The 14,110-nt window shown below is 73.9% G+C and carries 16 protein-coding genes; 6 read left to right on the forward strand and 10 right to left on the reverse strand.

Going from position 1 to position 14,110, the window contains the following annotated elements:
- Positions 1-3: 3 nt before the first annotated feature.
- Entirely contained in the window at positions 4-597 is a 594-nt protein-coding gene (locus tag QWJ13_RS21655) for a DNA-3-methyladenine glycosylase I (RefSeq protein WP_316526458.1), read from the reverse strand.
- The gene (locus QWJ13_RS21660; protein ID WP_316526460.1) at positions 594-1,031 is read right to left on the reverse strand and encodes a DivIVA domain-containing protein; all 438 of its coding nucleotides are present in this window, start codon (positions 1,029-1,031) and stop codon (positions 594-596) included. The genes QWJ13_RS21655 and QWJ13_RS21660 overlap by 4 nt, the downstream gene beginning before the upstream one ends.
- A gap of 181 nt (positions 1,032-1,212) precedes the next feature.
- On the opposite strand from QWJ13_RS21660, the gene folP reads away from it, so the two are divergent.
- Positions 1,213-2,025 carry a dihydropteroate synthase gene (gene folP, locus QWJ13_RS21665; RefSeq protein WP_316526712.1) on the forward strand — a complete coding sequence of 271 codons (813 nt, stop codon included), beginning with the start codon at positions 1,213-1,215 and terminating at the stop codon, positions 2,023-2,025.
- A gap of 99 nt (positions 2,026-2,124) precedes the next feature.
- On the opposite strand, the gene QWJ13_RS21670 is transcribed toward folP, so the two are convergent.
- Both QWJ13_RS21670 and dapE read right to left on the reverse strand, forming a co-directional pair.
- A complete protein-coding gene (locus tag QWJ13_RS21670; protein ID WP_316526461.1) occupies positions 2,125-2,934 on the reverse strand; it encodes an LOG family protein in 810 nt (269 codons plus the stop codon).
- 111 nt (positions 2,935-3,045) lie between these two features.
- Positions 3,046-4,122: a succinyl-diaminopimelate desuccinylase gene (gene dapE, locus QWJ13_RS21675; protein ID WP_316526462.1), complete on the reverse strand. Its 1,077-nt coding sequence runs from the start codon at positions 4,120-4,122 to the stop codon at positions 3,046-3,048.
- A 447-nt stretch (positions 4,123-4,569) separates the two neighbouring features.
- Between dapE and QWJ13_RS21680 the strand changes: the two genes are divergently transcribed.
- Complete coding sequence (locus QWJ13_RS21680) at positions 4,570-5,634, forward strand: VldE C-terminal domain-containing protein (protein ID WP_316526463.1); 1,065 nt, start codon at positions 4,570-4,572, stop codon at positions 5,632-5,634.
- A 303-nt stretch (positions 5,635-5,937) separates the two neighbouring features.
- Positions 5,938-6,735: a hypothetical protein gene (locus tag QWJ13_RS21685; RefSeq protein WP_316526464.1), complete on the forward strand. Its 798-nt coding sequence runs from the start codon at positions 5,938-5,940 to the stop codon at positions 6,733-6,735.
- 92 nt (positions 6,736-6,827) lie between these two features.
- Here the strand turns inward: QWJ13_RS21685 and dapC are convergent, their stop codons facing one another.
- Together dapC and fdxA are read right to left on the reverse strand one after the other, a co-directional pair.
- The gene (dapC, locus tag QWJ13_RS21690) at positions 6,828-7,991 is read right to left on the reverse strand and encodes a succinyldiaminopimelate transaminase (protein ID WP_316526465.1); all 1,164 of its coding nucleotides are present in this window, start codon (positions 7,989-7,991) and stop codon (positions 6,828-6,830) included.
- A gap of 20 nt (positions 7,992-8,011) precedes the next feature.
- Positions 8,012-8,338 carry a ferredoxin gene (gene fdxA, locus QWJ13_RS21695; RefSeq protein ID WP_030061559.1) on the reverse strand — a complete coding sequence of 109 codons (327 nt, stop codon included), beginning with the start codon at positions 8,336-8,338 and terminating at the stop codon, positions 8,012-8,014.
- 136 nt (positions 8,339-8,474) lie between these two features.
- On the opposite strand from fdxA, the gene QWJ13_RS21700 reads away from it, so the two are divergent.
- Positions 8,475-9,482 (forward strand): GNAT family N-acetyltransferase, encoded by a 1,008-nt coding sequence (locus QWJ13_RS21700; protein ID WP_432277581.1) that lies wholly within the window; start codon positions 8,475-8,477, stop codon positions 9,480-9,482.
- 72 nt (positions 9,483-9,554) lie between these two features.
- Positions 9,555-10,427: a transglutaminase-like domain-containing protein gene (locus QWJ13_RS21705; RefSeq protein WP_316526713.1), complete on the forward strand. Its 873-nt coding sequence runs from the start codon at positions 9,555-9,557 to the stop codon at positions 10,425-10,427.
- Between the two features lie 4 nt (positions 10,428-10,431).
- Here the strand turns inward: QWJ13_RS21705 and QWJ13_RS21710 are convergent, their stop codons facing one another.
- Complete coding sequence (locus tag QWJ13_RS21710) at positions 10,432-11,061, reverse strand: response regulator (protein ID WP_316526468.1); 630 nt, start codon at positions 11,059-11,061, stop codon at positions 10,432-10,434.
- 173 nt (positions 11,062-11,234) lie between these two features.
- On the opposite strand from QWJ13_RS21710, the gene QWJ13_RS21715 reads away from it, so the two are divergent.
- Positions 11,235-11,735 carry a GNAT family N-acetyltransferase gene (locus QWJ13_RS21715; protein WP_316526469.1) on the forward strand — a complete coding sequence of 167 codons (501 nt, stop codon included), beginning with the start codon at positions 11,235-11,237 and terminating at the stop codon, positions 11,733-11,735.
- 12 nt (positions 11,736-11,747) lie between these two features.
- Here QWJ13_RS21715 and QWJ13_RS21720 read toward each other — a convergent pair whose 3' ends face one another.
- Genes QWJ13_RS21720 through murJ form a run of 3 tightly spaced genes read right to left on the reverse strand, consistent with a single transcriptional unit; the run spans position 11,748 to position 14,016 of the window.
- Positions 11,748-12,098: a hypothetical protein gene (locus tag QWJ13_RS21720; RefSeq protein WP_316526470.1), complete on the reverse strand. Its 351-nt coding sequence runs from the start codon at positions 12,096-12,098 to the stop codon at positions 11,748-11,750.
- Between the two features lie 14 nt (positions 12,099-12,112).
- Positions 12,113-12,433 (reverse strand): hypothetical protein, encoded by a 321-nt coding sequence (locus QWJ13_RS21725; protein ID WP_316526471.1) that lies wholly within the window; start codon positions 12,431-12,433, stop codon positions 12,113-12,115.
- On the reverse strand, positions 12,433-14,016 hold the full coding sequence (murJ, locus tag QWJ13_RS21730; protein WP_316526472.1) for a murein biosynthesis integral membrane protein MurJ: 1,584 nt from the start codon (positions 14,014-14,016) through the stop codon (positions 12,433-12,435). Before murJ ends, QWJ13_RS21725 begins: the two co-directional genes overlap by 1 nt.
- Positions 14,017-14,110 lie beyond the last annotated feature (94 nt).

The following is a 14,110-nucleotide window of genomic DNA, read 5'->3' on the forward strand; positions in this document are numbered from 1 at the left end:
GTCTCAGCGCTTCCTCTTCGCCCCGCCGGCGCGGACGTGGCAGTCCGCCAGGTGGTCGTCGACCAGCCCGCAGGCCTGCATCAGCGCGTAGGCGGTGGTCGGGCCGACGAAGCGGAAACCCGCCTTCTTCAGGGTCTTCGCCAGCGCCGTCGACTCGGGGGTGACGGCCGGCACCTCGCCCAGCGTGCGGGGGGCCGGCCGGTCCGGGTCGGCGGCGAACTGCCAGATCAGCGCGTCCAGGCCGCCCTCCAGCTCGCGGGCGACCCGCGCGTTGGCGATCGCCGCCTCGATCTTGGCCCGGTTGCGGATGATGCCGGCGTCGGCGAGCAGCCGCTCCTTGTCCGCCTCGTCGAACTCGGCGACCTTGGCGATCTCGAAACCCGCGAACGCCGCCCGGAAGCCCTCGCGGCGGCGCAGGATGGTCAGCCAGGACAGGCCGGACTGGAAGGCCTCCAGGCAGACCCGCTCGAACAGCGCGTCATCGCCGTGCACCGGGCGGCCCCACTCGGTGTCGTGGTAGACCCGGTAGTCGTCGGTGGAGTCGCCCCAGCCGCAGCGGCGCAGGCCGTCCGCGCCGAGCACCGCGCCGTCCGTCACCGCTCCCGCCCCCTCGCGTCCTCGGAGGCCCGCTCCCCCGCCGACTGCTTGGTGAGCGCCACGGCCGGCTCGACCACCTGGGCGAACTGCTCCAGGCCGGGCAGCGGTTCGGCCGCCGGGTCGGGGGCGTCGCCCGCCTCGACCGCGCCGGCCAGGTGGGCGGCGGCCTCCAGCTCGGCGATCCGCGCGTCGCGGTAGGCGAGTTCGGCACCGAGGCGGTCCAGGACGTCGTCCACCTCGTCCATCCGGTAGCCGCGCACCGCCATCGGCAGGCGCAGCTCGTCCACGTCCGCCTTGCCCAGCGGGCGGTCCTGCGGCAGTCGCGCGGAGAGCCGGTCCGGTGCCGCCTCCGGCATCGAGCCGCCCCCGCCCAGTGCCACCAGTGCGGCACCGCCGACCACCACGGCCATGGCGACCACGATCACCCAGAACACGAGCTGTCCTCCCGAACTCTCGACCGGTCCGCTATGTGGTGGCACCCGACCACACTGATCATGACAGCATGGTCCCTTGGTGAGGCCGGGGGCCATCATCGCACCCGTAGGAGCTGTGGAGGAGACATCGGTGGTACTGCGCCTGGGACCGCGGGAATTCGGTGACGACGAGCTGGTGATCATGGCGATCGTCAACCGGACGCCGGACTCGTTCTTCGACAAGGGCGCGACCTTCGCCGACGAGGCCGCCTTCGCCGCCGCCGACCGGGCGATGGCCGAGGGCGCGGCGATCCTGGACATCGGCGGCGTCAAGGCCGGGCCGGGCGACGAGGTCACGGTCGAGGAGGAGCTGCGGCGCACCGTGCCCTTCGTGGCCGAGCTGCGCAAGCGCCACCCCGAGGCCGTGATCAGCGTGGACACCTGGCGGCACGAGGTCGGCGAGGCGGTCTGCGAGGTCGGCGCCGACCTGCTGAACGACGCCTGGGGCGGGGTGGACCCGAGGCTCGCCGAGGTGGCCGCCCGGCACGACGTCGGACTGGTCTGCACCCACGCGGGCGGCGCCGAGCCCCGCACCCGGCCGCACCGGGTCGGGTACGAGGACGTGATGGCGGACATCCTGCGGGTCACCGTGGGGCTCGCCGAGCGCGCGGTGGAGCTGGGCGTACGACGGGACGCGGTGATCATCGACCCGGGGCACGACTTCGGCAAGAACACCCGGCACTCGCTGGAGGCCACCCGGCGGCTGCCGGAGATGACCGCGACCGGCTTCCCGGTGCTGGTCTCGCTCTCCAACAAGGACTTCGTCGGCGAGACCCTGGACATGCCGGTGAACGAGCGGCTGCTCGGCACCCTGGCCACCACGGCGGTCTCGGCCTGGCTGGGCGCCCGGGTCTACCGGGTGCACCAGGTCGCGGAGACCCGCCAGGTGCTGGACATGGTCGCCTCGATCCGGGGCACCCGCCCCCCGGCGGTCGCCCGCCGGGGGCTGGCCTGACGCCCTCTTACCGGCGCTCGGCTCGCCTCCGGGGCGCTCCGGACCCGGCGCGCCCCTTCGGCTCGCTCGCGCAGACTCGCTCGCGCAGGCTCGCTCGCGCTAGATCCCGCCGGCGGGCCGGCGGGCGTCGGCGAGGATCTTCATGACCTCGTCGACCTCGTCGGTGATGTGGAACAGCTCCAGGTCGTGCGGGGCCGCCTTGCCCTGCGCGACCAGGGTGTTCTTCAGCCACTCGAACAGGCCGCCCCAGTAGGCGCTGCCGAAGAGGATCACCGGGAAGCGGGTGACCTTCTTCGTCTGCACCAGGGTGAGCGCCTCGAACAGCTCGTCCAGCGTGCCGAGGCCGCCGGGAAGCACCACGAAGCCCTCCGCGTACTTCACGAACATCGTCTTGCGGACGAAGAAGTATCGGAAGTTCAGCCCGAGGTCGACGTACTCGTTGAGGCCCTGCTCGAAGGGCAGCTCGATGCCGAGCCCGACGCTCAGGCCGCCGGCCTCCGAGGCGCCGCGGTTGGCGGCCTCCATCGCGCCCGGGCCGCCGCCGGTGATCACCGCGTAGCCGGCCTCGGCGAGGGCCCGGCCGATGGCGATGCCCGACTGGTACTCCGGCGAGTCGACCGGGGTCCGGGCGGAGCCGAACACGCTGATCGAGGGCGGGAGTTCGGCGAGGGCGCCGAAGCCCTCGACGAACTCGGAGGTGATCCGCAGCACCCGCCACGGGTCGGTGTGCAGCCAGTCGGTCGGACCGGTGGTGTCCAGCAGGCGCTGGTCCGTGGTGCTCGTGCCGACCTGGTCCCGGCGCACCAGCACCGGGCCCTTCTGCTTCTCGGGCCAGGCCTTCTTCTTCCGCGGCACCCCGACCTGCTCGGGGCCGTGACCGTCGTGCTTCTCGTCTCCTGTGCCTGTCATGACGAAACCCTACGTCCGACCTCCCCCGTTTTCAGACAACGGGGGAAGGTCGGTTGGGCATCCGGAAGGTGGCGTTCGGCTGCCGGCCGGCCCGGCGGCGCCGGGCCCGGCTCAGCTGGTCAGCCAGCCGCGCAGCCGCTCCTCGACCTCGGCGATGGCGCTCAGCGAGCAGTGCTCCTCGCGCTTGTGCGCCAGATTCGGGTCACCGGGGCCGTAGTTGACGGCCGGGACGCCGAGCGCGCTGAACCGGGCGACGTCCGTCCAACCGAACTTGGCCCGGGCCTGGCCGCCGGTGGCCGCCAGGAAGGCCCGGGCGGCCGGCTGGGAGAGTCCGGGCAGGGCGCCCGCGGCGAAGTCGGTGACGGTCAGGTCGAAGCCGTCGAAGACCTCGCGCACGTGCTTCTCCGCGTCCGCCTCGCTGCGGTCCGGCGCGTAGCGGAAGTTGACCGTGACGACGCACTCGTCCGGGATCACGTTGCCGGCCACGCCGCCGTCGATCCGGACCGCGTTCAGGCCCTCGCGGTACTCCAGGCCGTCGATCTCCACCCGGCGCGGCTGGTAGTCCGCGAGCCGGGTGAGCACCTCGGCGGCGTGGTGGATGGCGTTGTCGCCGAGCCAGCTGCGGGCCGCGTGGGCACGCACGCCGGTGAGCCTGATCTGCGCCCGCAGGGTGCCCTGGCAGCCGCCCTCGACCATGCCGCCGCTCGGCTCCATCAGCACCGCGAAGTCGCCGGCCAGCCACTCCGGGTGCTCCTTGGCGAGGTGGCCCAGGCCGTTGCGGTGGGCCTCGACCTCCTCGCAGTCGTAGAAGACGAAGGTGAGGTCGCGGTTGGGCTCGGGCAGGGTGGCGGCCAGGCGCAGCTGCACGGCGACACCGGACTTCATGTCCGAGGTGCCGCAGCCGTAGAGCAGGTCGCCCTCGACGTACGAGGGGACGTTGTCGGCGATCGGCACGGTGTCCAGGTGTCCGGCCAGGACGACCCGTTCGTCGCGGCCCAGGTTCGTCCGGGCGACCACGTTGTTGCCGTGGCGGTCGACGGTGAGGTGGGGGTAGTCGCGCAGGGCGGCCTCCACGGCGTCGGCGAGCGCCTGCTCGTCGCCGCTCACCGAGGGGAAGTCGACGAGCCGGGCGGTCAGCGTGCCGCCGTCGAGAGTGAGGTCCAGGGGCGTCGGGTTCGGGCTGCTCATGGCGCCAGCCTAGTCCGCGGCATGCGGACGTCCTGCTGACACGGATCTGCGGAGCGCCCCGCCCCGAGCCGAAGGGCGCGCCGGTGCCGAAAGGGAGAAGCGAGGAGGCCCGAGGAACGAGGGCATTGGAGCGCCGACCGTCGGCGCCGGGTCCGAGCGCCCGGAGGCGAGTGGGCGAGCCCCCGCCCCGAGCCGAAGGGCGCGCCGGTGCCGAAAGGGAGAAGCGAGGAGGCCCGAGGAACGAGGGCATTGGAGCGCCGACCGTCGGCGCCGGGTCCGAGCGCCCGGAGGCGAGTGGGCGAGTTGCAGCGGCGAGTGGGCGAGTTGCAGCGGTGAGCGAGCGAGCTCGCAGCGGCGAGTGGGCGAGTTGCGGCAACCGGAGGGCGCCGCACATCCGTCCGAGTGGGTACGGTGTCGGATCAAGGAGCAGGCGCGAGAGGGGCGAGGGTGGCCAGGAGAAGGAGCAGCGAGGAGCTGGGCGACGAGGGGGAGCCCACTCGCCGCCGCGGGCCGCTGCGCGCCCTGCTGACGGTGATCGTGGGGCTGCTCGGCCTCGCGCTGGTCGCCGGTCTGGCCGTGGTCGGGATCTGGTGGTTCGGGTTCAAGCCGGGCACCTCCGAGGAGTGCACGGTGAAGACCGCGGCCGGCAACGGCACGCTGGAGCTGCCGCAGGCGGCCAACGCCGCGACGATCGCCGCGGTGGCGCGTTCGCGCGGGCTGCCGGACCGGGCGACCACGATCTCGCTGGCGACCGCCATGCAGGAGTCCAAGCTGCGCAATCTGGCGGGCGGTGACCGGGACTCGATCGGCCTCTTCCAGCAGCGGCCGTCGATGGGCTGGGGCACCCCGGCGCAGATCTCGGACCCGGTGTACGCGACCAACAAGTTCCTGGACGGCCTGGTCAAGGTCCCGGGCTACACGCGGCTGCCGCTGACGGACGCCGCGCAGGCGGTGCAGAAGAGCGGTTACCCGCAGGCGTACGCCAAGCACGAGACCAAGGCGACGCTGCTCACCTCGGCGCTGGCCGGGCGCGAGCCGGCCTCGTTCTCCTGTGTGGTGCACGACTACGCCAAGCCGGATCCGGCGGATTCGCCGTCCGACTCGGCGACCCCGGGTGCCACGGCCGCGCCGGTCGCGGTGTCGGACCGGACGCAGGTGCTGTCGGATCGGGTGCGCCGGGAGTTCGGCCGTACGGTGACCCCGGCGGCGGGCTATGCCTCGACCATCAAGGGGGCCGAGAACGCCGTCTCGCTGACGCCGGATCCGGCTACCGCCGCGCTGACCTCGTCCTCGGACGCCGGGGCGGACGGCGGGGTGAGCGCCGAGCGGGCGAGCGGGTGGGAGGTCGCCCACTGGGCGGTGGCCCAGGCGCAGCAGCTGGGCATCGCGACGGTCGCGTACGACGGGAAGATCTGGCGCAAGTCGAAGTCGGAGGACGGCTGGCAGGCGCAGACCTCGGGCACTTCGACCAAGCTCGTCCAGGTCACTCTGGCGGCGGCCGACAAGAGCTGACGCACAGGTGTTCGGGTTGCCGCCGATCGGGTGATTGCGGTCAACCTCGGTGGACCGGAGGCCTGCTCCGGCGACCCGGGCCGGAGAACCGTCACTTCCCTTGGCCGGGGCCGTTTCGGCGGCGTCCGGGCGGCCTGGCGGGCGACACTGCCGTGGTCATACGATCCGATCGTCGGTCGGGTGAGTTCCTTGCACCGGCCGAAACCTTCTGGCTTCTCAAGCGGTAACAACGTCGTCCGCCCGGTCGTCCACGCCCGGTCCCTTGGGTGGACGGGACGGACCCAGACCCCTTCGAGGAGCCCCATGTCTCACCCCCTGACGCGCCGGATCGCCCAGGCCGCGCTCATCGTGGCCGCCGGAGCGACCCCGCTGGTCGCGGCCGGCTCCGCGTCCGCCCTGGGCGGGGACGCCCTGCTGCCCAAGAGCGACCTCGCGGCACCGCTGGGCCAGCTGACCAACACGGACGCGACGTCCACCCTCCAGCACACCACCCACCAGCTCGGCCAGGCCGCCGGCACCACCGGCGCGGCCACCGTCGCCGCCGGCGTACCGGCCTCCGCCGACGCCGCGGGCAACATCGTCGCCCAGCAGCTGCCCGAGGCGAACGAGAAGGCCGGCTCGCTGACCGCCCCGGTCGACCAGACCGCGGCCACCGCGGGCCAGCTGTCCTCGGTCACCCCGAAGGTCACCTCGACGCTGGCCGGCAAGCTCGGCGAGGCCGTCACCGGCAAGGCCACGGAGACCCGCAGCGCCACCGCCGGCACCGGCCCACTCGACGGGCTCACCCAGACCGGCTCGGTCACCCAGGCCGTGCCGGCCGCCGGCACGCTCACCGGGGCCGTCCCCGGCGGCAACGCCGTCGCCGACGCGCTGCCGGTCGGCGCGGTGCAGCGCGCGCTGCCGCTCGGCTCGGTCCAGAACGCCCTGCCGTCCGACCTGCCCGCGACCGACGTGCTCGGCCTGGCCGAGCACGGGTCGGCCAACCGCCTCGGCGGTGCCGACCTCGGCCAGAACAACCCGCTGGCCGGCCTCACCGGCGCGCTCGGCCCCCTCGGCGGCCTGCTGGGCGGCCTCAACGGCGGCGGTCTCGGCGGCCTGTAACCCCCGTGCCGCGGTAACCGCTGTTCGATCGGCAAGAACCCGAAGGGGGCCGGTGTCCGTGACACCGGCCCCCTTCGCTCGCCCTCTGAGGGTCAGCGCGCCGCGCCCAGCCGCTCCACGGCCGCGGCGACCCGCTCGTCGGTCGCGGTGAACGCGACCCGCACGAAGCGGTCGCCGGCCGGACCGTAGAAGTCGCCGGGCGCCACCAGGATGCCCAGCTCGGCCAGTTCGGCCACGGTCTCCCAGCACGGGCGGTCCTGGGTCGCCCACAGGTAGAGGCTCGCCTCGGAGTGCTCGATCCGGAAGCCGTACGCCTCCAGCGCCGCCCGCAGCGCCGAGCGCCGGGCCGCGTACCGCTCGCGCTGCTCGGCGACGTGGGCGTCGTCCGCGAGCGCGGCGATCGTCGCCGCCTGGACGGGCGCCGGCACGATCATGCCGCCGTGCTTGCGCACCTCCAGCAGCTCCTTGACCACCACCGGGTCCCCCGCCACGAAGGAGGCGCGGTAGCCGGCCAGGTTGGAGCGCTTGGAGAGCGAGTGGACGGCCAGCAGGCCCTCGTGCCGCGTTCCGTTCTCAGGGCTGCCGCAGACGTCCGGGTGCAGGACGGAGACCGGCTCGGCCTCCCAGCCCAGCTCCAGGTAGCACTCGTCGCTGACCAGCAGCGCCCCGTGCTCCCGGGCCCACTCGACGGCGTGGCGCAGCTCGTCCGCGCCCAGCACCCGGCCGGTCGGGTTGGACGGCGAGTTCACCCAGAGCAGGCGCACCCGGGAGCCGTCCAGCTCGTCCACCGAGTCGTACTCGACCGGCTCGGCGCCGCACAGCCGGGCGCCCACCTCGTAGGTCGGGTACGCCAGGCGCGGGTAGGCGACCTGGTCGCCGGGGCCGAGGCCGAGCTGGGTCGGCAGCCAGGCCACCAGCTCCTTGGAGCCGACGGTCGGCAGCACGGCCTGCGGGCCGAGCTCCGCGCCGAGCCGGCGGCGCAGCCAGCCGGCGATCGCCTCGCGCAGCTCCAGCGGGCCCCAGACGGTCGGGTAGCCGGGCGTGTCGGTGTGCGCGGCCAGCGCCTTCTGGATCACCTCGGGGACCGGGTCCACCGGGGTGCCGACGGAGAAGTCACAGAGGCCGCCCGGGTGCGCCAGGGCGGTCTTCTTGTACGGCTCCAACTTGTCCCACGGGAACACGGGGAGCTTGTCCGAAACGCGGCGCGCCGCCCCCGGGTGGCCCGGGAACGGCGCGCGCGTGCTGTTGGTGCTCACAGCTGTTGTGCCACCGATCGTCAGTGGTCGGCGTTCTGCGGCGGCAGAGCGGCGATGAACGGGTGGTCACGCTCGATCAGGCCGAGCTTCGAGGCGCCGCCGGGCGAGCCCAGGTCGTCGAAGAACTCGACGTTCGCCTTGTAGTAGTCCTTCCACTCCTCCGGAGTGTCGTCCTCGTAGAAGATCGCCTCGACCGGGCAGACCGGCTCACAAGCGCCACAGTCGACACACTCATCCGGGTGGATGTAGAGCGATCGCTCGCCCTCGTAGATGCAGTCAACCGGGCACTCTTCGATGCACGCCTTGTCCTTCACGTCGACACAAGGCTGCGCGATGACGTAGGTCACGCTGTCGTTCCTCCTCGGAAGGGCCTGGTGGCCCGTTCTGTTCTGCTGCCGTGCGCGGTGAGCGCGGCGTCGTCGATGCCCGCCCCTAGTATCGCGGGTCGGAGACCGCAAATGCACAGGAGGTGGCCAGATGCCGGTGGAGAACCCGCTCGACGACCGTCCGGAAGTCCGGATAGATCGCTCTGACGTGGGACGACGCGTGTCCGTGCGGCGCCTGGCGGAGTTCGTGGACGAGCGGCCGGTGTTCCGGGATTCGATCGGTGTGCTCACATCGTGGGACGATCTTGGGTTGACGGTCGCCCCGCGCTCCGGCGGACCGGTGTCCTTCCCGGAGAGGCTGCTGGTCGCGGGCAAGGTCGTGCCGCTCTTCCCGGCCCGGCGCGCGCCGCTGCCGGCCACCACGCCGGTCGAGCTCCAGCGGATCGCGGGACGCGGCTGGCCGGCCGTCGAGCAGGAGCCGCTCGGCGAGTGGACGCTGCGCGCCTCGGCCGGGTTCACCCGGCGGGCGAACTCCGTCCAGGCGCTCGGGGACCCGGGGCTGGCACTGCCTCAGGCGTTGGCGGCCGTCCGCGACTGGTACGCGGCGCGCGCACTGCCCGCGTACGTCGAGGTGGTCTCCCCCGGCTCGTCGGAGCCGCTGATCGCCGAGCTCGACCGGCTGGGGGCCGGGTACGGGCACTGCCGGGTCCTCACCGCCCCGCTGGCCGCGCTCGCCCGGACCGGGTCCGGGCACGACCGGGTGCGGCTCTCGCGCACGGCGGACGAGCGGTGGACCTCGCTGTACCGGCGGGTGGGTGACGACCCGGCGGTGGAGGAGGCGGCCCGGCGGGTGCTGCACGGCGGGCCGTCGGTCTGGTTCGCCACCGTTCCGGGCGCCGTCGGGCAGCCGCCGCTGGCCATCGGACGCTGTGTCATCGACGGGCCCTGGGCCTGCTTCGGCGCGATCGAGGTCCAGCCGTACGCCCGGCGGGCCGGGCTGGGGACGGCGGTCATGGCGGCGCTCGCCTCGCGCGCGGCCGAGGAGGGGGCGAGCGGCGGATACCTCCAGGTCGAGGTGGGGAACGCGGGGGCGAACGCGCTCTATGACGGGCTCGGCTTCACGACCAGTCACACTTACCACTACGCGCTACTGCCCCAGGGGTAGCAGCCAGGCAGCTTGCCCGTCCGCTCGTCCGTCCTGTTGTCCGTCCGCCGTACGAAAGCCGTCGCCGTCACCGTGACCGAGCAGAGCAGAGACCGCTTCCGGACCGCCGCCCGCGCCGAGCAGCCCGACCCGGTGCTGCTGTGCCTGCTCGCCGCCGCCGAGCACGGCATGGTGCCCGACCCGGGCGACCCCGGCGAACCGCCGGGTGTGGACGCGCTGCTCGCCGCCTGCGAGGCCGCGCTGGAGCGGCACGCGGCGGCGGTCCGGCAGGCGGTCGCCGAGCGGGCGCCCACCGGGCCGGAGGAGACCGCCGCCCTGCTCGCCGCGGTGCTCGGCGGCCGGGAGCGCTTCCACGGGCGGCAGGCGGACTACCGGCGCCTGGAGTCCTCGCTGCTGCCGGACGTGCTGCGGCGGCGGCGCGGGCTGCCGATCATGCTGTCGCTGGTCTGGATGGCGGTCGGGCGGCGAGCCGGGCTGACCGTCCACGGCATCGCGCTGCCCGGTCACTTCATCGTCGCCGTGGGCGGCCCGGCCGGCGGCGAGGAGTACGTCCTGGCCGACCCCTTCCACGGCGGGCGGCTGCTCGACCAGGAGGACGCCGAGCGGTTGGCCGCCGCGGCCGGCCAGGAGTTCACCCCCACCCTGCTCACCCCGGCCCAGCCGCTGGACATCGTGCTGCGGGTGCTCGGCAACATCCGCGCCTGGGCCGCCGAGCGCCCCGAGCACGCCCGCACCCAGCTCTGGGCCACCGAACTCGCCCTGCTGCTGCCCCGGCACCCCGCCCAGCTGCGCCTGGAACGGGCCGAACTCCTCGTCCGCACCGGGGACTTCCTCGGCGGCTCGGCGGAGATGGACGCCTACGCGCAGATCCTGGACGCCTTCGACCCGGACACCGCCGCCAAGGTCCGCCAGGAGGCCAGGGCGGCCCGGCACCGGCTCAACTAGGGTGCTACAGCCAGCCCTTCTCCCGGGCGATCCGCACCGCCTCGGTGCGGTTGCGGGCCTCGGTCTTCTGGATCGCCATCGACAGGTAGTTGCGCACCGTCCCCTCGGACAGGTGCAGCCGCCTGGCGATGTCCGCGTTCACCGCGCCGTCGGCGGCCGCGCCCAGCACGTCCCGCTCGCGCGCGGTCAGCGGGTTGGCGCCCTCGGCCAGCGCGGCGGCGGCCAGCGCCGGGTCGATCACCCGCTCGCCGCGCAGCACCCGGCGGATCGCCTCGGCCAGCTCGGCGGCGGGCGCGTCCTTCACCAGGAAGGCGTCCGCCCCCGACTCCATCGCCCGGCGCAGATAGCCGGGGCGGCCGAAGGTCGTCGCGATGACGACCCTGGTGCCCGGCGCCCGGCGGCGCAGCTCGGCGGCCGCCTCGATGCCCGTCATCCCCGGCATCTCGATGTCCAGCACGGCGACCTGCACGTCGTTCGCGAGCACCCCCGCCACCACCTCGTCCCCGCGCCCGACCTGGGCGACGACGTCGATGTCCCCCTCCAGCCCGAGCAGCGCGGCCAGCGCCTCCCGGACCATCCCCTGGTCCTCGGCGAGCAGCACGCGGATCGAGGCCCCGTTGTCAGTGTCGTTCATGGCCACGACCTTAAGGGCCCGTCTTGACCTGTGGTGAGTCTCCCGCGGGGGGAGACGCCGAGGTGGAGCCATGGACGGCAGCAGCCGGCGACCGTCCACGGCCGGCCCGTCCCGGAGGGCCTGGCCGGGGTATTCCGGTGGTTCACCGAGGCCCTGCGCGCCAGACTGGCGCGATGCCCACCCTGGAACTCCTGCGCCCCGACCACGCCGACGCCCTGCTGGCCTTCGAACGCGCCAACCGCGCGTACTTCGCCCGCAGCGTCCCGGACCGCGGCGACGCCTACTTCGCCGGGTTCGCGGACCTCCACGCCGCGCGCCTCGCCGAACAGGCCGAGGGCGTCTGCCGGTTCCACGTCCTCCGGGACGCGGCCGGCGAACTGGTCGGCCGGGTCAACCTGGTCGACCTCGTCGACGGCAGCGCCGAACTCGGCTACCGCGTCGCCGAGTCCGCCGCCGGCCGCGGCCTCGCCACCGCCGCCGTCGCCGAGGTCTGCCGCCTCGCCGCCACCGCCTACGGGCTGCGCTCCCTCACCGCCGTCACCACGCTCGACAACCCCGCCTCCCAGGCCGTCCTCACCCACAACGGCTTCCGGCCCGGGTACGAGTTCCTCCTCGACGGCCGCCCCGGCCTCGCCTACCGCCGCACCCTGACCGACCTCGCGCCGTCGGCCTGAGGGCCGGTCGGCTCAGAGCCAGCGCCGGGCGGCTTCGAGGCTGTCGGCGATGCCGGTGTTGAAGGCGAGGGCGGCGCCGGGGGCGTGGCGGCGGACGTGGTTGACCACGAGCTCGAAGAAGGGCAGGGCCGGTTCGGGCTTGCGGATGCCGCCGCCGATGACGACGACGTCCCACTCGCGGCCGGACAGGGCCGCCACGACGGCGGGTTCGGCGGTGTCGTCGGGGGCGACCAGGGCCGTGGCGACGTCGATGCCGTGCTCGGCGAAACGGGCGAGTTCGGCGTCGAGGACGGCCCGCACGGCGTCGCCGTCCATGCCGGGGACGGTGTGCGGGTCGAAGCCGATGATGAGGACGGTGGCCATGCCCGACGCAACGTTCAGCTCGGGTCCGCGGGTTCCCCGGCGAGGAAGCGGGCGGCGTCGGCGAGGGTGAGCTTGGGGTCGGTCCAGGAGCAGACCTCCAGCCAGGTGAGCCGGCCGTCCTCGGCGAAGAGGAGGACCTCGCCGTCGGAGCCGATCGCCGCCTCGGCCACCACCTCGGAGCGGGCGCCGTCCTGGACGCCGGCGAAGAGGGCGGTGCTGCACCCGCAGCGGCAGCGGGACTCGACGCGCAGGTGCGGGAACTGGGTGCGCAGCGGGTGGCCTTCGGGGAGGAGGACGTCGAGGACCTGGGCGACATCGGCGGGGAGGAGAGTCATCAGCGTCTGCTCAATCGTGAGGTGAGGGCGGACAGTTCGTCGATCCGGAGGAGGCGGGCGAGCAGCGGGTACAGGGCGGTGAACACGGCGGCGGCCGGCAGCAGGCCGTACCGGGCGGTCCACCAGGCGGCGGCAGCGGCCGGGAGGGCGGCGAGCAGCACCTTCAGGTGGTCGCCGAGGACCCGCAGCGGACCGAGGCGCCGGCGCAGCAGCAGGCCGGCGGCGAGGCAGGTGAGCAGGAACGATCCGCCGTAGCAGCCGGCCATCCCGGTGACGGCCCAGCGCAGCGGCAGCAGCAGGTGGCAGAGCACCGCGCCCAGGGCGGTCGCGGTGACGGGCAGCAGGTTGAGCAGGAAGGGCGTACGGCTGTCGCCGAGCGCGTAGAAGGTGCGGGTCAGCGCGTACGAGGCCGAGTACAGCACCAACCCGGGCGCGAACGCGGTCAGCATCCCGGCGATGGCCTGGACGTCGGCGGAGCCCGTCCGCCCGTGCCCGAAGGCGAGGGCGCACAGCTGCGGCGCGAGCACGGCGAACGCGCACGCCGCGGGGACGGTGACCACCGCGACGGTGCGGAGGGCACGGGCCAGCAGCGCGCGGACGGCGCGCGGGGAGCCGGCGGCGGCGCTCAGCGCCGGCACCACCGTCGTCACCACCGACACCGTGACCACCCCGTGCGGCACGATCCAGAGCAGGTACGCGCTGCTGTACGCGGTGTACCCGACGCCGGGCAGCCCGGCCGCGGCGGCCTGGGCACCGGCCGCGGTCGACAGCCTGGTCACCACCCAGTAGCCCACCTGGTCGCTGAGCACCAGCAGCAGCGTCCACCCGGCGGCGCGCAGCGGCTCGCCGAGCCCGGCCTGCCGCCAGTCCCAGCGCGGCCGCAGCCGCACCCCGGCGGCCCGCAGGCAGGGCAGCAGCACCAGGCTCTGCGCCACCACCCCGGCCGTCGTCCCGGCCCCGAGGACCGCCAAGTCCGTGGAGGAGAAGGAGCGTTGACCGAGGTAGCAGCCGAACACCCCGATCACCACCAGGTTGTTGAGCACCGGCGCCCACGCCATCGGCGCGAACTTCTGCCGGGCGTTGAGGAGTTGACCGAGCACCGTGAACAGCCCGTAGAAGAACACCTGCGGCAGGCAGAGGTACGCCAGCAGCACCGTACGGTCCAACTGCCCGCCCGTGTACGAGGTGTAGGCCCGCACCACGTACGGCGCGCCCGGCACCACCACGGCCGTCAGCGCCAGCAGGGCGACCACCAGCACCGTCACCAGCCGGTCGATGTGCGCGGCGCCGCCGTCCGCCGACTCCTTGGCCGCGCGCACCAGATGGGGCACCAGCGCGGTGTTCAGCGCGCCGCCGATCAGCAGCACGAACAGGATGTTGGGCACCGTGTTCGCGACGTTGTAGCCGTCCGCGAGCACCCCCGAGCCGAGGACGGCCACCAGCACCGCCGAGCGGACGAATCCGGTGGCCCGGGACACCACCGTCCCGGCCGCCATCACCAGGCTCGGCGGCAGGGCCCGGCGCGGCCTGCGGTGGCGGACCGGCAGCTGGGCGGGCGCCGGAAGGTCGTCGAAGACGGACACCCGCCACCCCCCTCCCGCCTCAGGCGCCGATCCGGACGGAACGGCGGAACCGGCGAGAGCATGCGCCAAGAGCCCTGAAGCGAGGCTGAGAAAG

The sequence above is a fragment of the Kitasatospora brasiliensis genome, assembly GCF_032654805.1.
GTDB lineage: Bacteria > Actinomycetota > Actinomycetes > Streptomycetales > Streptomycetaceae > Kitasatospora > Kitasatospora brasiliensis.